19 protein-coding genes and 1 tRNA gene are annotated in these 19573 nt (G+C 32.5%); 19 read left to right on the forward strand and 1 reads right to left on the reverse strand.

The features are described from left to right. The first annotated feature begins 105 nt into the window (after positions 1-105). From cooS to BS62_RS08560, 19 genes are all read left to right on the forward strand, one after another. On the forward strand, positions 106-2061 hold the full coding sequence (cooS, locus tag BS62_RS08470; RefSeq protein ID WP_496490830.1) for an anaerobic carbon-monoxide dehydrogenase catalytic subunit: 1956 nt from the start codon (positions 106-108) through the stop codon (positions 2059-2061). A 33-nt stretch (positions 2062-2094) separates the two neighbouring features. Next, positions 2095-2871, forward strand: coding sequence for an ATP-binding protein (locus tag BS62_RS08475; protein ID WP_496490831.1), 777 nt, complete (start codon positions 2095-2097; stop codon positions 2869-2871). A gap of 1 nt (position 2872) precedes the next feature. Then, the gene (locus BS62_RS08480; protein WP_496490832.1) at positions 2873-4552 is read left to right on the forward strand and encodes a formate--tetrahydrofolate ligase; all 1680 of its coding nucleotides are present in this window, start codon (positions 2873-2875) and stop codon (positions 4550-4552) included. A gap of 45 nt (positions 4553-4597) precedes the next feature. Further along, on the forward strand, positions 4598-5230 hold the full coding sequence (locus tag BS62_RS08485; protein ID WP_496490833.1) for a cyclodeaminase/cyclohydrolase family protein: 633 nt from the start codon (positions 4598-4600) through the stop codon (positions 5228-5230). Between the two features lie 72 nt (positions 5231-5302). Beyond that, positions 5303-6160, forward strand: coding sequence for a bifunctional 5,10-methylenetetrahydrofolate dehydrogenase/5,10-methenyltetrahydrofolate cyclohydrolase (locus BS62_RS08490; protein WP_496490834.1), 858 nt, complete (start codon positions 5303-5305; stop codon positions 6158-6160). A 16-nt stretch (positions 6161-6176) separates the two neighbouring features. Further along, the gene (locus BS62_RS08495) at positions 6177-6845 is read left to right on the forward strand and encodes a methylenetetrahydrofolate reductase C-terminal domain-containing protein (RefSeq protein WP_496490835.1); all 669 of its coding nucleotides are present in this window, start codon (positions 6177-6179) and stop codon (positions 6843-6845) included. Positions 6846-6871: 26 nt separating this feature from the next. Continuing rightward, positions 6872-7753: a methylenetetrahydrofolate reductase gene (locus BS62_RS08500; RefSeq protein WP_496490836.1), complete on the forward strand. Its 882-nt coding sequence runs from the start codon at positions 6872-6874 to the stop codon at positions 7751-7753. Between the two features lie 123 nt (positions 7754-7876). Then, positions 7877-9271 carry a dihydrolipoyl dehydrogenase gene (lpdA, locus tag BS62_RS08505; protein WP_496490837.1) on the forward strand — a complete coding sequence of 465 codons (1395 nt, stop codon included), beginning with the start codon at positions 7877-7879 and terminating at the stop codon, positions 9269-9271. Between the two features lie 50 nt (positions 9272-9321). Then, positions 9322-10089: an ATP-binding protein gene (locus BS62_RS08510; protein ID WP_496490838.1), complete on the forward strand. Its 768-nt coding sequence runs from the start codon at positions 9322-9324 to the stop codon at positions 10087-10089. Positions 10090-10112: 23 nt separating this feature from the next. Next, positions 10113-11057 (forward strand): acetyl-CoA decarbonylase/synthase complex subunit delta, encoded by a 945-nt coding sequence (acsD, locus tag BS62_RS08515; RefSeq protein WP_496490839.1) that lies wholly within the window; start codon positions 10113-10115, stop codon positions 11055-11057. 25 nt (positions 11058-11082) lie between these two features. Continuing rightward, complete coding sequence (acsC, locus tag BS62_RS08520; protein WP_496490840.1) at positions 11083-12459, forward strand: acetyl-CoA decarbonylase/synthase complex subunit gamma; 1377 nt, start codon at positions 11083-11085, stop codon at positions 12457-12459. Positions 12460-12487: 28 nt separating this feature from the next. Beyond that, on the forward strand, positions 12488-13300 hold the full coding sequence (gene acsE, locus BS62_RS08525) for a carbon monoxide dehydrogenase/acetyl-CoA synthase methytransferase subunit (protein WP_496490841.1): 813 nt from the start codon (positions 12488-12490) through the stop codon (positions 13298-13300). Between the two features lie 23 nt (positions 13301-13323). Next, a complete protein-coding gene (acsB, locus tag BS62_RS08530; protein ID WP_496490842.1) occupies positions 13324-15450 on the forward strand; it encodes an acetyl-CoA decarbonylase/synthase complex subunit alpha/beta in 2127 nt (708 codons plus the stop codon). A 26-nt stretch (positions 15451-15476) separates the two neighbouring features. Next, positions 15477-15851, forward strand: a complete 375-nt coding sequence (gene gcvH / locus BS62_RS08535; RefSeq protein ID WP_496490843.1) for a glycine cleavage system protein GcvH — start codon at positions 15477-15479, stop codon at positions 15849-15851. A 54-nt stretch (positions 15852-15905) separates the two neighbouring features. Continuing rightward, entirely contained in the window at positions 15906-17825 is a 1920-nt protein-coding gene (acsV, locus tag BS62_RS08540) for a corrinoid activation/regeneration protein AcsV (protein ID WP_496490844.1), read from the forward strand. A 193-nt stretch (positions 17826-18018) separates the two neighbouring features. Further along, positions 18019-18210: a CooT family nickel-binding protein gene (locus tag BS62_RS08545; protein ID WP_496490845.1), complete on the forward strand. Its 192-nt coding sequence runs from the start codon at positions 18019-18021 to the stop codon at positions 18208-18210. Positions 18211-18230: 20 nt separating this feature from the next. Beyond that, complete coding sequence (locus BS62_RS08550) at positions 18231-18647, forward strand: DUF3842 family protein (protein WP_496490846.1); 417 nt, start codon at positions 18231-18233, stop codon at positions 18645-18647. Between the two features lie 15 nt (positions 18648-18662). After that, complete coding sequence (locus BS62_RS08555) at positions 18663-18953, forward strand: DUF8180 domain-containing protein (protein WP_496490847.1); 291 nt, start codon at positions 18663-18665, stop codon at positions 18951-18953. Between the two features lie 265 nt (positions 18954-19218). Beyond that, a tRNA-Ser gene (locus BS62_RS08560) sits at positions 19219-19309 on the forward strand. Between the two features lie 21 nt (positions 19310-19330). Here BS62_RS08560 and BS62_RS08565 read toward each other — a convergent pair. After that, positions 19331-19573, reverse strand: a 243-nt coding sequence (locus BS62_RS08565) for a hypothetical protein (RefSeq protein WP_496490848.1), incomplete at its 5' end; no start/stop codon positions are given.

Genomic DNA, 19573 nt, shown 5'->3' on the forward strand with positions numbered 1-19573 from the left:
TTAATAAGTAAAAAATTACCATAAAAGATGAAAAAACATTGTCTTAAATTTAACTATCATACATATAATTTAAGAGAAGAGAAGGTTAAATAAGGGGGATAAAAAATGGATGAAAAATTAATGTCAATTGACACAGCTACCCAAGAGCTATTAGTTAAAGCTCAAAATGAAGGTGTAGAAACTATGTTTGACAGAAAAGCTGCTATGAAGGCTTCTTGTGGATTTGGATTACAAGGAACTTGCTGTAGAATATGTCACATGGGACCATGTAGAATAACTCCGAAAACTCCTAGGGGTATATGTGGAGCTGATGCAGATACAATAGTAGCTAGAAATTTTGCAAGAATGGTAGCAGCGGGGGTTTCTGCTCACTCTGATCATGCAAGAGATTTAGCTTATACTTTATATGATGCAAGTCCAGAAGGGAATTATCAAGTAAAAGATGAAGCTAAATTAAGACAATTAGCTAAATCTTGGGGAATAGAGACAGAAGGTAAAGAAACATATGTTTTATCTAAAGAAGTAGCTAAAATGGCACTAGAGGACTTTGGTAAGCCTTTTGGAATACAAAATATGGTTAAGAGAGCTCCAAAGAAAAGACAAGAAGTTTGGGAAAAAAATAATATACTTCCAAGAGCTATAGATAGAGAAATCGCTACAATAATGCACTCCACTCATATAGGATGTACTTCTGAAGTGGAAAGCTTAATACATATGTCTATGAGAACATCTTTGGCCAATGGATGGGGTGGTTCTATGATGGGTACTCATATAAGTGATATCTTATTTGGAACTCCAACACCTAGAACAACAGAAGCTAACTTAGGGGTGCTTGAAGAAAATAAAATTAACATAGTGTTACATGGTCATGAACCGACTTTATCAGAGATGATAGTATTAGCTTCAGAAGATTCAGAATTAGTAGCTTTAGCTAAAGAAGTTGGTGCTGAAGGTATAAACTTAGCTGGTATGTGTTGTACAGGTAATGAGGTTACTATGAGACATGGTGTTAAAATAGCTGGTAACTTCCACCAACAAGAATTAGCAATACTTACAGGTGCTGTTGAGGCTGTTATAGTTGACGTACAATGTATATTCCCGGCATTAGCTAAGTTACAAGATTGCTATCATACTAAATTAATAACGACTTCTCCTAAAGCTAAAATAGAAGGAGCTAATCATATAGAATTTAATGAACATACGGCATATGAAGATGCTAAGAAAATAGTAAGAGAAGCTATATTAAACTTCAAAAACAGAGATAACTCTAAGATAATGATACCTGAAATGAAGTCAAGTGCCATAGTAGGATATAGTATTGACGCTATAATAAATCAATTAAATAGAGTAGTTAACTCTCAAACAGACGTACCAGGAACAGTTAAACCATTAGCAGACTGCTTAAAAGCAGGGGTATTAAGAGGTGCTGTAGGTATAGTAGGATGTAACAACCCTAAAAATAAAGCAGATGAAGGCCATATAGGGATAATGAAAGAATTAATAAAGAATGATATAATAGTTGTAACTACTGGATGTGCTGCACAGGCTGCTGCCAAAGCTGGTCTGATGACAAAAGAAGCTAGAAGTTTAGCTGGCAAAGGATTAGCTACAGTTTGTGAACTAGTAGATATACCACCAGTACTTCATATGGGATCTTGTGTAGATATAAGCCGTATACTAGAATTAGTTGGAGCTACAGCTGAATTCTTAGATATGGATATGTGTGACTTACCAGTTGCTGGAGTTGCTCCAGAATGGATGTCTGAAAAAGCTGTTGGTATAGCAACTTATGTTATATCTTCAGGTGTAGATACATTCTTAGGAGTTATGCCTCCAATAAGCGGATCTCAAAAAGTATTAAATGCTTTAACTACTGGAGCAGAAGAAAAGGTTGGAGCTAGAGCTTTTGTAAATGAAAACCCACAAGAACTAGCTAAAATGATAATTGATAGAATAGAAGAAAAACGTGTTAACTTTGAAAATTTAGTTATTGAAAGAATGAACAATAAAGAAGATGTAGAAGTTGAAGAAGCTTTAGAAGCTGCAACAACAAAAGCTTAATATACAATAAGACTAAGACAAAGGGTGATACTAATGAAAATAGCTATAACTGGTAAAGGTGGAGTAGGTAAAACTACTTTTTCATCGATGTTATCAAGGTTGTTTGCTGATGATGGATATAGAGTTGTGGCTGTTGATGCAGATCCTGATGCTAACTTAGCATTAGCATTAGGATTTCCTAAAGAAATTTCTGACTCTATAGTTCCAATATCAGAAATGAAGAATTTAGTTTCTGAAAGAACTGCTGCTGATGCAGGAAGCTTTGGAAAAATGTTTAGAATGAACCCAAAGGTAGATGATATACCAGAAAAATACTGTAAAGAATATAATAAAGTAAAACTTCTTACAATGGGAACTGTGGATTCAGGGGGATCAGGTTGCGTTTGTCCGGAACATGTATTATTAAAGAGACTTACATCTCATTTAATATTACAAAATAAAGATGTTGTAGTAATGGATATGGAAGCGGGAATAGAGCATTTAGGTAGAGGAACGGCTCAAGGGGTAGATGCTTTTATAGTAGTAGTAGAACCCGGGGAAAGAAGTTTACAAACATATAGGAAAGTAAAAAAATTAGGCGAAGATATAGGTGTAAAGAAAGTTTTAGTCGTTGGGAATAAAATAAGAAATGAAGAAGATGAACATTTTATAATGAAAAACGTTGAAAAAAGTGAATTATTAGGGTATATTCACTATAATCAGGGAATTATAGATTCCGATAGGTCAAATAAATCTCCATACGATAGTAATATAAATGCAATAAACGAAATACATATTATTAAGGACAAATTAATTAAGGGGGATTTTTAAAATGGGATTCAAAAGTGATATAGAAATAGCTCAAGAAGCAACGTTACAAGACATAAGAAATATAGCAGGTAAATTAAATTTAACTGAAGATGATATAGAGCTATATGGAAAGTATAAAGCTAAGGTAGATTATAATTTATTAAAAAGAGATAATGGTGGCAAAAAATCTAAATTAATATTAGTATCAGCAATAAATCCAACTCCAGCTGGAGAAGGTAAAACAACAACTACTATAGGTGTTTCAGATGCATTATCAAGATTAGGAAATAAAACATTAGTTGCACTTAGAGAACCATCTTTAGGTCCAGTATTTGGTGTTAAAGGAGGAGCAGCAGGTGGAGGTTATGCTCAAGTTGTTCCTATGGAAGATATAAATTTACACTTTACAGGAGATTTCCATGCTATAGGAGCTGCTAACAACTTATTAGCTGCTATGATAGACAACCATATTCACCAAGGGAATAGTCTAGGCATAGATCCAAGAAAGATAACTTGGAGAAGATGTGTTGATATGAATGATAGACAATTAAGAAATGTTACTAATGGATTAGGTGGAAAAGCACATGGAATGCCAAGAGAAGACGGATTTGATATAACTGTTGCTTCAGAAGTAATGGCTGCATTTTGTTTGGCAAACGACATAACTGACTTAAAAGAAAAACTAGGAAATATGATAGTAGGTTATACATATAGTGGTGAACCAGTAACAGCTAAGCAGTTAAATGCTCAAGGAGCTATGGCTGCATTACTTAAGGATGCTCTAAAACCAAATTTAGTTCAAACATTAGAAGGAACACCAGCATTTATTCATGGTGGACCATTTGCAAATATAGCACATGGATGTAACTCAGTTATAGCTACTAAAATGGCAATGCACTTTGCTGATTATGTAGTTACTGAAGGTGGATTTGGCGCTGATTTAGGTGCTGAAAAATTCCTAGATATAAAATGTAGAAAAGCTGGATTAAGCCCAGATGCTGTTATAATAGTAGCTACAATAAGAGCGTTAAAATATAACGGTGGAGTTGCTAAAGATAAATTAAATGATGAAAACTTAGAAGCTTTAGAAAATGGACTTCCTAACTTATTAAAGCACGTTGAAAATATAACAACGGTATTTGGATTACCTGCTGTTGTTGCAATAAACAGATTCCCACTTGATACTGAAGCTGAACTTAAATTAGTAGAAGATAAGTGTAAAGAACTAGGTGTTAATGTTGCATTATCTGAAGTTTGGGCTAAAGGTGGAGAAGGTGGAGAAGCTGTAGCTAAAGAAGTAATAAGATTAATAGAAGAAGACAAAAAAGACTTCAGATTCTGCTATGAAGAAGATATGAGCATAAAAGAAAAAATAAATGCTATAGCTACTAAAATATATGGTGCAGATGGAGTTGACTTTACTGCAACAGCAGAAAAAGAAATTCAAAACTTAGAGAAATTAGGATTTGGCAATTTACCAATATGCATGGCAAAAACTCAATATTCTTTAAGTGATGACCCAACTAAATTAGGAAGACCAACTGGATTTAGAGTAACTGTAAGACAATTAACAGTATCTGCAGGAGCAGGATTTATAGTTGCCCTTACAGGAGAAATAATGAAAATGCCAGGATTACCAAAGGTTCCATCTGCTGAAAAAATAGATGTAGATGAGAATGGATTAATAAGAGGATTATTCTAATATTTAAATAAAAAACAATCAAATAAGCTTTAGGGGGTCAAGGCAATGAAATTAATAGAAAAAAATTCTATAGAATTTATTGATATCCTTGCCTCTAAAGCAGCTGTACCAGGTGGTGGTGGTGCAGCTGCTTTAGTAGGTTCTGTAGGAATGGCTTTAGGCAGTATGGTATGTAATTTAACAATAGGCAAGAAAAAATATGCTCAATATGAGGACGATGTAAAAGAAATATTATTTCAAGCTGAGAAAATACAAAAAGATTTACTTGATATGATAGATAAAGATGCAGAAGGCTTTCTTCCGTTATCTAAAGCTTATGGGCTTCCTTCTAATACAGATGAAGAGAAGAAGATAAAAGAAGAAACTATGGAAAATGCACTAAAATTAGCTTGTGAAGTACCTATAAAAATAGTAAGAACATGTTATGACTCTATTAAACTACATGAAGCATTAGTTGACAAAGGGTCTAAACTTGCTATAAGTGATGTCGGTGTAGGGGTTCAATGTTTAAGAGCAGCCATTCTTAGTGGAGAATTAAATGTTATAATCAATATAAACTCAATAAAAGATGAAGAATATGTACGTAATGTAAAAACTGAAGTTACTAACTTAGTTACAGAAGGCGTAAAAATAGCTGATGAAGTATATAGTGAAGTAGAAAGAATGCTAGGAAAGTAAAATCATAAAAGAAATTATTGATAATTTCTTTTATTTTATATAGATAAAAAATTAACGAACGGAGATTAACACATGGGCCAAATAATAAAAGGAAAGCCGGTTGCTGATCAAATAAGTGAAAACTTAATAAAAGATATTAGTGAATTAAAGGAAAAGGGTATAAACCCAAAGTTAGCTATAGTTAGAGTAGGTGCTAGAAGTGATGATCTAGCTTATGAAAGAGGAGCGTTGAAAAGATGCGAATCTGTAGGAATAACAACTGATGTAATAGAGTTAGACGAAAATATAACTCAAGAAGATTATATAAATGAATTAAAAAGAATAAATGATGATGAAAGTATAAATGGAATACTATGCTTTAGACCCCTTCCAAAACAATTAGATGAAGAATCTATAAAATATGTTATAGCTCCAGAGAAAGATGTTGATTGTTTTAGCCCACTTAATGCTGCTAAGATCATGGAAGGAGATAAAACAGGATTTCCACCATGTACTCCAACAGCGGTAGTTGAAATACTAAAACACTACAATGTTGATTTAAATGGAGCAAAAGTTGCAGTACTAGGAAGATCAATGGTAGTTGGAAAACCAGCTGCGATGTTATTATTAAATGAAAATGCAACAGTTACTATATGCCATTCTAAAACTAAGGATTTACCAAAAGTAACTAGCGAAGCAGATGTATTAGTTGCTGCAGTAGGTAGAGCAAAAATGGTAAAAGAAGAATATATAAAAGAAGGTGCAGTAGTAATAGATGTTGGAATAAATGTAGATGAAGAAGGTAAATTATGTGGAGATGTAGATACAAATTCTGTAGTTGAAAAAGTATCTATGATAACGCCGGTTCCAGCGGGGGTAGGATCAGTTACAACATCAATACTAGCTAAGCATGTTGTTAAAGCATGTAAGTTGCAAAACAATATAAAGTAACTAAGGTGGGATAGAGATGGTAATTTCTGAAAAAAAACCTTTAGAAGAAGTATTAGGTTATTTAAAAGAATCTAATAAAGTAATATTAACTGGCTGTTCAGAGTGTGCTACTACTTGTAAAGTGGGTGGACAAGAACAATTAGAAGAAATGAAAGAATTACTAGAAACTAACGGAAAGCAAGTTCTAGGTATGAAGGTCTTCGGACCTTCATGTAATTTATTAAAAGTCAAAAAAGATTTAAAAGAGCTTAAGACTGAATTAAAAGATGCCGATGCTATACTTTCTTTAGCCTGTGGAGATGGGACTCAAACTGTAGTTAAAAATGTTAAAGTACCAGTTTATCCATCTAATAATACTTTATTCATAGGTGAAGTTAAAAGAGTTGGAGAATACGAAGAAGCTTGCAGAGCATGTGGAGAATGTGAATTAGGATGGACTGGAGGTATATGTCCAGTAACTATGTGCGCTAAGGGGTTATTAAATGGAGCATGTGGTGGAGCAAAAGATGGAAAGTGTGAAGTGAGTTCGGAAAATGATTGTGCATGGATAATGATATATGAAAAATTAAAGGATTTAGGACTACTGGAAAATTTAACAGCTATAAGAGAGCCTAAAAACTTCCAAAAATCTATAAATCCAAGAAGTTTAAGCTTAAAGAAAAAAGAAGAAATAGCTAATGCTTAATAGAAGGTAAAAGGGGGATTTTTCAAATGAGCTTATTAAAACAAGCCTTAGAAAACGGGCAATTTGCAATAACAGCTGAAATGGCACCTCCTAAGGGAACGGATTTCGCTCATTTAGTAGAATGCGCAAGAGCAATAAAAGGAAGAGTTCATGGGGTAAACGTTACGGACTTTCAATCAGCAGTAATGAGAGCTACATCACTGGCTACTTGCAAGATATTAAAAGATGAAGGTTTAGAACCTGTACTTCAAATAACAGGAAGAGATAGAAATAGAATAGCTATTCAAGGAGAATTAATATCAGCTGGGGTATTTGGAATAAATAATATGTTGGCATTAACTGGAGATCATACAATTGTTGGAGATCATCCACAAGCGAGACCGGTATTTGATTTAGATTGTGTAGGTATATTACAAGTAGCAACTACATTAATGGACGGAAAAGATATGGTTGGAAATGAATTAAAAGGAAGTCCAGAATTTTACTTAGGAGCATCAGTTACTCCAAGGTATGCGCCAGTTGAATTGCAAATATTAAAAATGGAAAAGAAAATGAAAGCTGGAGCAAAGTTCTTCCAAACACAAGCTATATTTGATATAGAAACTATGAGAGAATTTAGAGACAAAACTAATCACTTAGATGCTAAAATATTGGCCGGCATAATTCCATTAAAATCTCCTGGAATGGCTAAATTTATGAATGCAAACGTACCAGGTGTATATGTTCCTGATGAAGTAATAGAAAGAATGAAATCTGTAGGAACAGAAAATTGGGCTCAAGAAGGTATAAAAATAGCAGGAGAATTCATACAGCAATTAAAAGAAGAAGGTCTTTGTGATGGAGTTCATGTAATGGCAATAGGTGCTGAAGAAAATGTGCCAGCAATATTAGATGCAGCTCAATTATAAGAAGGAAATAACTGAATAGTGTCAAAATATTAATATAGGTTTTAAAATAATTAATTCATTTGTATTTTATCCAATATAGTACATATTTAAACATTTTGTGAAAAATGACGGGGGGAAATAGGAATGAGAGTAGCGGTAATAGGTGGAGGTCCAGGGGGATATGTAGCTGCTATAAAAGCTGCTATGCTTGGTGCGGATGTTACAGTTATAGAAAAGAAAAAAGTAGGTGGAACATGTTTAAATGTTGGATGTATACCTACTAAGGCATTGCTTGCTTCTTCTTCATTATTAATGGGAATAAGAGAAGCAAAAAACTTTGGAATAAAAATAGAAGGGGATATAAATCCTGACTTTAATGCTATTATGTCAAGAAAAGACAAAGTAGTAGATCAGCTAGTTAAAGGTATAGAGTTTTTATTTGAAAAAAAAGGTGTTAAATTAATAAATGGATTTGGAAAGTTAGTTAATAAAAACACAATAGAAGTAAGTAAAGAAGATGGAACTTATGAAATAGTAGAAGCTGATAAAATAATATTAGCTACTGGTTCAGTTCCTGTTATACCGCCTATATTTCCATATGACGGAAAAAAGGTTATAACTAGTGATGAAGCATTATATTTAGATAATCTTCCAAAGTCACTACTTATAATAGGTGGAGGAGTTATAGGCTGTGAATTTGGTCAATTTTTTAGAGCTTTAGGAACTGAAGTTACAATTGTGGAGATGTTTGACCAAATATTACCATTCGAGGATAAAGATGTTGCAAAACAGTTGCAAAGACAATTTAAAAAAGATAAAATTAAAGTATTAACAGATACTAAGATAGATAATTGTGAAATAATTGACGAAAAAGTAGTTGCTAGTTTGTCAAATGGTAAAAAGATAGAGGCAGAGATGGCTCTTGTTTCCGTAGGTAGAAAACCTTTCCTTGATAAATTAGGAGTAGAAGAACTGGGTATAGATATAGAAAGAGGAAAAATAGTTATAAATGAAAAAATGGAAACTAGTGTAGAGGGAATTTATGCTATAGGAGATATAGTTAATAGTCCGTTTTTAGCACATGTAGCTTCTAAAGAAGGTATGGTGGCTGCTGAGAATGCTATTGGAAAAAATAAATCTGTAAATTATACTTCTATACCAAGATGTGTGTATACTGAGCCAGAAGTAGCAGCTGTTGGTGTTACTGAAAAGCAACTAAAGTTAGATGAAATAGAATATAATATAGGTCAATTTGACTTCAGAGGATTAGGCAAAGCTCAAGCTATAGGACAATTCCAAGGATTTATAAAAATATTAGCTGACAAAGAAGATAAAATAATAGGAGCTTCTATAGTAGGTCCTCATGCAACAGATTTATTAACAGAGTTATCTTTAGCAGTTCACTTAGGATTAACAGTAGAGCAAGTAGGAGATGTTATACATGCACATCCAACTTTATCAGAAGGTATAATGGAAGCTTTACATGATGTACATGGAGAATGTGTTCACTCAGTTAATTCAAAATTAGCTAAAGCATAAGACAGAGGTTTTTAAAAGCCTGTTTTATATAACACAAGGGGGAAAAGCTTATGGGATATACAATAGCAGTAGCAGGAAAAGGTGGTACTGGTAAAACAAGTTTAACAGGACTTTTAATTAACCAACTAACATCTGCAAAAGAAGGTCCTATATTAGTAGTAGATGCTGATGCTAATGCAAATATAAATGAAGTATTAGGTGTGGAAGTAGATAATACTATAGGACAAATAAGAGAAGAAGTAAGCAAGAGAGAAAAACAAGGTAATTCATTTCCGGGTGGTATGACCAAGGCTCAGTATCTTAAATATAGATTAAATACTTCTTTAGTAGAAGGTAATGGATTCGATTTAATAGTTATGGGAAGATCTGAAGGAGAAGGATGTTACTGTTATGTAAATGGAGTATTAAGAGAACAAACAGACTCCCTTTCAGATAGTTATAAATATCTAGTTATAGATAACGAAGCAGGCATGGAACATTTAAGTAGAAAAACTACAAAACATATAGATACTCTTTTACTTGTAAGTGACTGTTCAAGAAGAAGTATTCAAGCTGTAGGAAGAATAAAAGATCTAGCTAAGGAATTAAACCTTAGCATAGGGAATATGCATTTAATAGTAAATAAGGTTCCAAATGGGGTTTTAAGTGATGGAATAAAAGAAGAAATAGGTATACAAAACCTCGATTTAATAGGAATAGTACCACAAGATGAAATGATATATGAATATGATTCATCTGGTATACCATTAGTGAAAATGCCTGAAGAATCAAAGGCAAAGATAGCTATAAAAGAAATAATATCAAAACTAGAAATATAATAGGCTTAAGGGGGAGAAATGAGATGCCATTCAAAATGTCTGTTCAAAAGTACTCTGGTAAGATATCAGAAGTAGAAGTAGGAAAAGGAGAAAAAGCTATAAAATTAGGAGGAGAAGAAGTTCTTCCATTCTATAGCTTTGATGGTTCAACTGGTAACACACAAAAAATTGGAGTAGAAATGTTAGATGTTTATCCAGAAAACTGGACGGATTCTTTAAAGGATATATATAAAGATGTTGCTAGTAATCCAGTAGAATGGGCTAAATATATAGAAGAAAATATAAAACCAGATTTTATATGCTTAAAGCTAGAAGGAGCTGATCCTGCTGGATTAGATAAAACTCCTGAGGAATGCTCACAAGTAGCTAAATCTATAGCTGAAGTTGTAAGTTTACCACTTGTTATAGCTGGTTCTGGGAATATTGATAAAGACTCAAAATTATTTGAAAAAGTTACTGCTGCTGTAGATGGATATAACTGTTTATTCATGTCAGCTGTAGAGGAAAATTATAAAGCTGTAGGAGCTTCTGCTGGTATGGCGTATGACCACAAAGTTGGTGCAGAATCTTCAGTTGATATAAACTTAGCTAAACAACTAAACGTATTATTAACACAATTAGGGGTTAAATCTGAGAATATTGTTATGAACGTTGGATGCTCAGCTGTAGGATATGGATATGAGTATGTTGCATCTACTATGGATAGAATAAGGCTTGCAGCATTTACTCAAAATGATAAAACTTTACAAATGCCTATAATAACTCCAGTTTCTTTTGAAACCTGGAATGTTAAGGAATCTGTAGCGACCGTAGAAGATGTACCAGAATGGGGTTGTCAAGAAGAAAGAGGAATTGCTATGGAAGTTTCAACTGCTGCAAGTGTACTAGTAGGTGGAGCTAATGCTATAGTATTACGTCATCCAAAATCAGTAGAAACTATAAAAAATTTAGTAAGTGAATTATCATAATACATAAGGTTAGGGGGAAAAAGATATGGCATTAAAAGCTTTAGATATATTTAAATTAACACCAAAGAAAAACTGTAAGGATTGTGGATTCCCAACTTGTATGGCATTTTGTATGAAGGTTGCATCTGGTGCTGTAGAAGTTTCTAAATGTCCTCATATGTCTGATGATGCTCTAAATCAATTATCTGCTGCAACAGCTCCACTTATGAAAGCTGTTAAAGTAGGAAACGATATAGCTTCATATGAACTAGGTGGGGAAACTGTATTATTTAGACATGAAAAAACCCTAGTAAACAGAAATAGATTTGCTGTTGAATTCTGTGATAATATGAGCGACGAAGAAATAAATAACAAAATAGAAAATATAAAAGCTGTTAACTACATAAGAATAGGGGAAGAAATGAAAGTAGAAATAGCAGCTTTAAAATACAATGGAAATAAAGATTCTTACTTAAACTTAATAAATAAAGTTAAAGAAAGCCAATTAAATCTTGTATACATGCTAATATGTGAAGATGTGGAAGTTGCCAAAGAATCAGTAGAATTAGTAAAAGAAACTAATCCAATATTATATGGGGCAAACAAAGATAACTATGCTCAAATGGTTGAAATAGTTAAAAATGATAAAATAGCACTAGGTGTTAAAGGTGATAATTTAGAAGAATTATATTCTACTGTTGAAAATATACAAAAGTTAGGATATAAGGAATTAATATTAGATTCTGGAAATAAATCAATAAAAGATACATTTGCTAATGCAATTCAAATGAGAAGAATATCACTTAAAGAACAAGATAGAACATTTGGATACCCTTCGATAATATTCGTTAATCAATTATCTAACGATGATAAGATGATGGAAATAGCATTATCTTCTGTATTTATAGTTAAATATGGTTCTATAGTTGTATTAAATGATATAGATTTTGCTAGAGCATTACCATTATTTGCTTTAAGACAAAATATATATACTGATCCACAAAGACCAATGAGAGTTGAACCTAAGATATATCCAATAAATAATCCAGATGAAAATTCTCCAGTTTTAGTAACTGTTGACTTTGCATTAACTTACTTCATAATAGCTGGCGAAATAGAAAGATCCAAAGTACCGGTATGGTTAGCTATACCAGATGCAGGTGGATATTCAGTTCTTACTGCATGGGCTGCAGGTAAATTTGGAGGAAATAGTATATCTAAGTTTATAAAAGAAAGCGGAGTTGCAGACATGACTAAGAATAGAAACCTAATAATACCAGGCAAAGTTGCTGTTCTTAAAGGTGATATAGAAGATAATTTACCAGGTTGGAATGTTGTTATAGGAACTGAAGAATCTATGGAATTACCAAAATTCTTAAGAGAAATGAGCTTAAAATCAGAAGCTGCTATGTCTCAGGCTTAAATAGAAATAAATAAGGGGGAACTATAATATGGAAAAGTTTATGATAATAGGTGAAAGAATTCACTGTATTTCACCAGTAATAAGAACTGCATTAGCGGAAAGAGACCCACAACCAATACTAAAAAGAGCTAAAGAACAATTAGAAGCTGGAGCTCATTATATAGATTTCAATATAGGGCCAGCAGAAAGAGACGGAGAAGAATTGATGGCATGGGGAGTTCAATTACTTCAAAGGGAATTTAACAATGTTCCATTAGCTTTAGATACAGCGAATAGAAAAGCTATAGAAGCTGGTCTTAAAGTTTACAACAACGAACATGGAAAAGCAATAATAAACTCTGCTGATGCAGGTGGAAGAATAGATTTAATAGATTTAGCGGGAGAATATGGAGCTATGGTTATAGCTTTATGTGCTAAAGAAGGTATACCAAGAGATAACGATGAGCGTATGGCTTATTGCCAAGAATTATTAGAAAGAGGCTTAATGGCAGGATTAGAACCTGAAGATATGTTATTTGACCCATTATGTTTAGTTATAAAAGGAATGCAAGAAAAACAAATGGAAGTATTAGAAGCTATAAGAATGATGACTGAAATGGGTCTTAAAACAACAGGAGGATTATCAAATGTATCAAATGGTGCTCCTAAAAATGTAAGACCAGTTTTAGATAGTGCATTTTTAGCTATGGCTATGTCTAATGGATTTAGCTCAGCAATAATAAATCCATGTGATATAGAATTAATGAATACTATAAAATCTTGCGATATCATAAGAGGGGCTTCATTATATGCAGATTCATATTTAGAATTAAATGAAGGTGGATTTGCATTTAATGTATAAAAAATTTAAAGGGGGATACTACAGTGAACTTATATAATATTATATTTACAGGATCACAACAAGCACTGGATGCTGCTAGAGGTTATTTAAACCAAGAAATAGAAAAACATGGTAAAGATCATAAAGTTGCTTTCCCTGATACTGCATATTCACTTCCAGTTATATATGCAGCTACAGGAAACAAAATGAATACATTAGGTGATTTAGAAGCTGCACTAGGTGTAGTTGAAAGTCTAATTGTAAAAAAGCATCTACTAGAAAATGCTCTAAATTCAGGATTAGCTACAGCAGTTGCGGCTGAAGTTATAGAAGCTATAAAATATTCTACAATGGAAACTCCATATGAAGCTCCATGTGCAGGCCATATATCTGACCCAATAATAAGATCCCTAGGAGTACCATTAGTTACTGGAGATATACCAGGTGTTGCAGTTGTACTTGGAGAATGCCCAGATGCTGCTACTGCTTCTAAAGTTATAAAAGACTATCAATCTAAGGGATTATTAACATTCTTAGTAGGTAAGGTTATAGATCAAGCTATAGAGGCTGATGTTAAAATGGGTCTAGAACTAAGAGTTATACCTTTAGGATATGATGTTACTTCTGTAATTCACGTTGTATCTGTTGCTGTAAGAGCTGCATTAATATTTGGTGCTCTTGAGCCAGGTAACTTAGCAGGATTATTAGAATACACAGAAAAAAGAGTTCCAGCATTTGTAAATGCATTTGGACCTTTAAGCGAATTAGTAGTATCTGCTGGAGCTGGTGCTATAGCACTAGGATTCCCAGTTATAACTGATCAAGAAGTATTTGAAGTTCCAACTAGATTATTAACTCAAAGAGATTATGATAAATTTGTCTCTACTTCTCTTGAAGCTAGAGGAATAAAAATAAAAGTTACAGAACTTCCAATACCAGTTTCTTTTGCTGCAGCATTTGAAGGTGAAAGAATTAGAAAAGACGATATGTTTGCTGAATTCGGTGGAGGAAAAACAGAAGCTTGGGAATTAGTAGTAAGAAGAGAGTTAGCGGAGATAGAAGATCATAAGATAGAGGTTATAGGACCAGATATAGATACAATAGAAAATGTTCCTGGAAAACTACCACTAGCTGTTATAGTTGAAGTTGCTGGTAAAAGCATGCAAGATGATTTTGAACCGGTTCTTGAAAGACGTCTTCACTACTTCTTAAACTATATAGAAGGTGTAATGCACGTTGGACAAAGAGATATGACTTGGGTAAGAATAGGAAAAGATGCTTATGAAAAAGGATTTAGATTAAATCACATAGGTGAGGTATTATATGCTAAGATGTTAGACGAATTTGATTCAGTAGTTGATAAGTGTCAAGTTACTATAGTAACTGATCCAGCTTTAGTAACTCAGTTAAGAGAAAAACATGCTATGAGTAGATACACTTCAAGGGATGAAAGGTTAGCTAACTTAACGGATGAAAGTGTAGATACTTTCTACTCTTGTAACTTATGTCAATCATTTGCTCCAGCTCATGTATGTGTAGTAACTCCAGAAAGACTTGGCCTTTGTGGTGCAGTTAGCTGGTTAGATGCTAAAGCTACTAAAGAATTAGATCCAACAGGTCCATGCCAGCCAATAGAAAAAGGACATTGTGAAGATGATCTTAAAGGCGTATGGGAAAGTGTTAATGAAACAGTAAGTTCTATATCTCAAGGAGCTGTTGAAAGAGTTACATTATATTCTATACTAGAAGATCCTATGACTTCTTGTGGATGCTTCGAATGTATATGCGGTATAATGCCAGAAGCAAATGGATTTGTTATAGTTAACAGAGAGCATGCAGGTATGACTCCTCTTGGGATGAAATTTGGTGAGCTTGCATCTATGACAGGTGGTGGAGTTCAAACTCCAGGGTTCATGGGTCATGGAAGATACTTTATTTCTTCTAAAAAGTTTGCTTATGCTGAAGGCGGACCACAAAGAATAGTTTGGATGCCAAAGGAATTAAAAGATTATGTAGGCGAAAAGTTAAATGCTACAGTTAAAGAAATATACGGAATAGAAAATTTTGTAGATATGATTTGTGATGAAACTATAGCTATAGAATCTGAAGAGGTATTAGCATTCTTAGAAGAAAAAGGCCACCCAGCATTAGTTTTAGAAGCTGTAATGTAGTATAAGTACACCAAGGAGGAAGCGATATGAAAACAATAGCTAGTTTAAAATATAGTAGTAAACATACTTGGGTAAAAGTTCAAGGAGATATAGCATTTATAGGAATAAGTGACTATGCTCAAGAACAATTAGGAGAAATCCTATTTGTTGAGATGCCAGAAGTTGGAGATGACATAACTAAGGATGATGAATTTGGTGTAGTAGAATCTTCAAAAGTGGCTTCTGATTTAATAGCTCCTATATCTGGTGAAGTAATAGAAATAAATGAAAAACTAGAAGATGAACCTGAATATATAAATGAAGATGCATATGACGCATGGATAATAAAAGTTAAATTATCTGATGAAAGTGAATTAGATGATTTATTAGATGCTGATAATTATGAAAGTAACCTAGAGTAAAGTTCACTTCCCCGGGATATTTATGCCTGGGGATTTGTTTTTGGAGGGAGACTAATGGCTAAAATTAAATTTATACCGCAGAATATAGTAGTTTCTTGTGAAACAGGCGAAAATTTATTAGAAGTTGCACGTAAAGCAAATATATTTATTGATGCACCTTGTAATGGAAGTATAGCCTGTGGTAAATGTAAAGTTAAACTATTAAAAGGCAATGTTAATACTGAAAAAACCCTGCATATAAAAGATGAAGAATGGGAAAATGGATATATATTAGCATGCAATGCAAAAGTAAAAGAAGATATAGAAATAGAAATACCTTCTCAATTGTCTACATCTATGCATGAAATGAAGATAGAAGGACTTTCAAGTGAAAAAGATAAGGCTATATTCAAAAGAGCAAAAGATTTTATTGTAGAAAATAATATGGAATTTAAGTCATATGTAAGAAAAGATTATATAGAATTTGATGGACCAACTCTAGATGATAATATATCAGATTATGATAGATTAAAAAGATACTTAAGAAATAGCTTAGGATATGAACAGGTTAATTGCAGATTACAATTGCTTAGAAAATTACCTAGGGTATTAAGAGAAGGTGATTTTAAAGTTACTTTGACTCATATACCTAGAGGAACTAAAACGACTATAGTTAATATAGAAATGGGAGATACAAGTAATAGACTATATGGCGTAGCTGTTGATATAGGTACTACATCTGTAGTTGTATGTTTAGTTGATTTAAATACAGGAGAAATAATAGCTAAATCGTCATCAGGCAATGCACAAATGAGGTATGGTGCTGATGTTATAAACAGAATAATATATTCAACAAAAAAAGATGGTTTAGATATTTTAAATAAATCAATAATAGATGAAACTATAAATTGTCTTTTAGATAATATATATTCTGAAACTAAAATTACAAAAGATGAAATAATGGCATTTGTTGCATCCGGAAACACAACTATGTCTCACTTGTTTTTGGGTGTATATCCAGATTATTTAAGAAGAGAGCCATATATACCGGCTTTTTTAAAGTCATCTATAGTTAAAGCATCAGAACTGGGATTAAATGTAAATCCTGATACATTCATATATTTATCGCCTTCTGTTGCAAGTTATGTTGGAGGAGATATAACGGCAGGGGTGTTGGCCTCTGGTATATGGACAAATGATGAAAATGTATTATTTATAGATTTAGGAACAAATGGTGAAATAGTATTTGGAAACAAAGATTATCTCATGACTTGTGCTTGTTCTGCAGGGCCAGCCTTTGAAGGTGGGGAGATAAGTTGTGGAATGCGCGCTTCAACTGGAGCTATAGAAAAAGTTAGTATAGAAGAAGATCTAAAGCCAATATTAAAAGTTATAGGGGATGGAGTGCCTATAGGAATATGTGGTTCAGGGATAATAGATTTAATAGCTGAAATGATGTTAAAAGGTGTTATAGATAGAAGAGGAAAAATAAATAAAAATCTAAACAATAATAGAATTAGATTTGATGAACATGATATAGGAGAATATGTACTTGCTTTTAAAGATGAGTATCATATAGAAGGGGATATAACTATAACTGAAGTAGATATAGATAATTTTATAAGAGCTAAAGGGGCTGTTTATTCTGGAGCTTCTACCTTAATAAAAAGTCTAGGTTTGGACTTTAGTATTATAGATAAATTATATATAGCTGGAGGTATAGGAAATAGCCTAGATATAGAAAGATCTATTTTAATAGGATTACTTCCTGATATCGATAGAGAAAAGTTTATGTATATAGGAAATAGTTCGCTTGTGGGATCATACTTAACATTAGTGAGTGAAGATGCTAGAAATAAGCTAGAAGAGATAGGAAATCAGATGACTTATGTAGAACTAAGTGTCTATCCAACATATATGGATGAATTTATTTCGGCGTGCTTTTTACCTCATACTAATATTGAAGAATTTCCAACGGTAAAGGATATATTGTAGCATATATAAATATATAAAATTCATTGACCATATATTAACAAAGATGGTATACTTAAACTATATAAAATAACATATATTATATAAATGAAATCATGAAGATTTCTTTAAGGATATTGAAATATCCTTAAGGGAATCTTTTTTGTTTTTTCGATATATGTTAAAATATACATAAATAATATTAGGGGGTTTTTATATGTGTGAATCAGCTGCTTATGTAATAAGAGAAGAAGGACTAGAAAAGGTTATGGAAAATGTTATTAATATGTTACCTGAAGATGGTAAAGTGTACTTAACAGATTTATTAGGAGAACAAAAGATAATAGATGGACAAATAAAAGAGATAAGACTTATGGATCATAAAATAATAATAGAAGAAAAAAAATAATAATAATAGAGGGATAACTTATGGTTATAGCAGTTATAGATGGTATGGGTGGAGGATTAGGTTCTCAAATAGTATCGTGTTTAAGAGAAGAACTACCTTCATATATAGATATATATGCACTTGGAACTAACTCTATTGCGACAAGTGCTATGATGAAGGCACATGCTAACAAAGGTGCAACAGGAGAAAATGCCATAGTTGTATCTTCCAAAAAAGCAAATATCATAGTTTCACCTATATCTGTAATAATTCCGAACTCTATGATGGGTGAGGTAACGTGTAAAATAAGTGAAGCTGTATCTGATAGTGAGGCTTTTAAGATATTTTTACCTATAATGCCTGAAAATATTGAAATCGTAGGTATTGAAAATAAGCCTGTTGTTTTATTAATAAAAGATGCTATAAAACTTATAAAAAAAGAATTCAATATAAAATAATAAGGGGGAATTATAATGATGTTTTCAAAAGAAATATTAAGATATCATCATGGACATGACCATGATCACGATCATAGCCATCATCATTCTCATGGAGAATCAAGCGAAAATAAGGACGAAAAGACTTTAAAAATATTATTAGTTCATTGGGTAAACCACAATGAATCTCATGAAGAAGGATTTACAGAATGGGTAGAAAAAGCCAAAAACATAGGTAAAGAAGAAACAGCAAATTACATACAAGAAGCAATAGAATATATGAAAAAAGCTAATGAAATGTTAATGGAAGCTAAAAAACATATGTAATATTAAAGGGTTATGGTTTAAACCATAGCCCTTTAATATACTCTAAAATATCACAAACTTTTGAAAAGTTATTCAAGTTATGCCCAAAAGTATTAACAAAATCCCCAATAGTCCTACTTAAAAAGTTTGGATAATACACAGGCACCATTATCAATCTATATTTATATATTCTATATTAAAATTGAAACTCCTTATTAAAAACAGATTTTATGATATTGACATATAGATATATACATGATATTATAATCCATGTAGTAAAAAATATGGAGAAGTACTCAAGTGGCTGAAGAGGCTCCCCTGCTAAGGGAGTAGGTCTCGCAAGGGGCGCGAGGGTTCAAATCCCTCCTTCTCCGCCATTTTAAAAAGTCGTTGATTTTTCAACGACTTTTTTCATTTCTAAATTCTTTTGTTAAAATATACTTTGATAAGGTAGATATATTATTTTCCAAGGGGTCTAGGTTTATCATCAATGGTATTATAGTACTAAGTTCATAGTATATTATATTATTTGTATTATTATCAAATCCATTTTTTATATTTAAGGTAATATTTATTCTATTCTTATGACCGTTTATTGAATAATTTTCTTTATAAATTTCTATGTCCACAGGAAAATCTAT

The organism is Sporacetigenium mesophilum DSM 16796 (assembly GCF_059569055.1).

Bases quoted from the DNA above. Each gene is read 5' to 3' on its own strand.
- cooS (WP_496490830.1), top strand. From the start codon at position 106: ATGGATGAAAAATTAATGTCAATTGACACAGCTACCCAAGAGCTATTA.
- BS62_RS08475 (WP_496490831.1), top strand. From the start codon at position 2,095: ATGAAAATAGCTATAACTGGTAAAGGTGGAGTAGGTAAAACTACTTTT.
- BS62_RS08480 (WP_496490832.1), top strand. From the start codon at position 2,873: ATGGGATTCAAAAGTGATATAGAAATAGCTCAAGAAGCAACGTTACAA.
- BS62_RS08485 (WP_496490833.1), top strand. From the start codon at position 4,598: ATGAAATTAATAGAAAAAAATTCTATAGAATTTATTGATATCCTTGCC.
- BS62_RS08490 (WP_496490834.1), top strand. From the start codon at position 5,303: ATGGGCCAAATAATAAAAGGAAAGCCGGTTGCTGATCAAATAAGTGAA.
- BS62_RS08495 (WP_496490835.1), top strand. From the start codon at position 6,177: ATGGTAATTTCTGAAAAAAAACCTTTAGAAGAAGTATTAGGTTATTTA.
- BS62_RS08500 (WP_496490836.1), top strand. From the start codon at position 6,872: ATGAGCTTATTAAAACAAGCCTTAGAAAACGGGCAATTTGCAATAACA.
- lpdA (WP_496490837.1), top strand. From the start codon at position 7,877: ATGAGAGTAGCGGTAATAGGTGGAGGTCCAGGGGGATATGTAGCTGCT.
- BS62_RS08510 (WP_496490838.1), top strand. From the start codon at position 9,322: ATGGGATATACAATAGCAGTAGCAGGAAAAGGTGGTACTGGTAAAACA.
- acsD (WP_496490839.1), top strand. From the start codon at position 10,113: ATGCCATTCAAAATGTCTGTTCAAAAGTACTCTGGTAAGATATCAGAA.
- acsC (WP_496490840.1), top strand. From the start codon at position 11,083: ATGGCATTAAAAGCTTTAGATATATTTAAATTAACACCAAAGAAAAAC.
- acsE (WP_496490841.1), top strand. From the start codon at position 12,488: ATGGAAAAGTTTATGATAATAGGTGAAAGAATTCACTGTATTTCACCA.
- gcvH (WP_496490843.1), top strand. From the start codon at position 15,477: ATGAAAACAATAGCTAGTTTAAAATATAGTAGTAAACATACTTGGGTA.
- acsV (WP_496490844.1), top strand. From the start codon at position 15,906: ATGGCTAAAATTAAATTTATACCGCAGAATATAGTAGTTTCTTGTGAA.
- BS62_RS08545 (WP_496490845.1), top strand. From the start codon at position 18,019: ATGTGTGAATCAGCTGCTTATGTAATAAGAGAAGAAGGACTAGAAAAG.
- BS62_RS08550 (WP_496490846.1), top strand. From the start codon at position 18,231: ATGGTTATAGCAGTTATAGATGGTATGGGTGGAGGATTAGGTTCTCAA.
- BS62_RS08555 (WP_496490847.1), top strand. From the start codon at position 18,663: ATGATGTTTTCAAAAGAAATATTAAGATATCATCATGGACATGACCAT.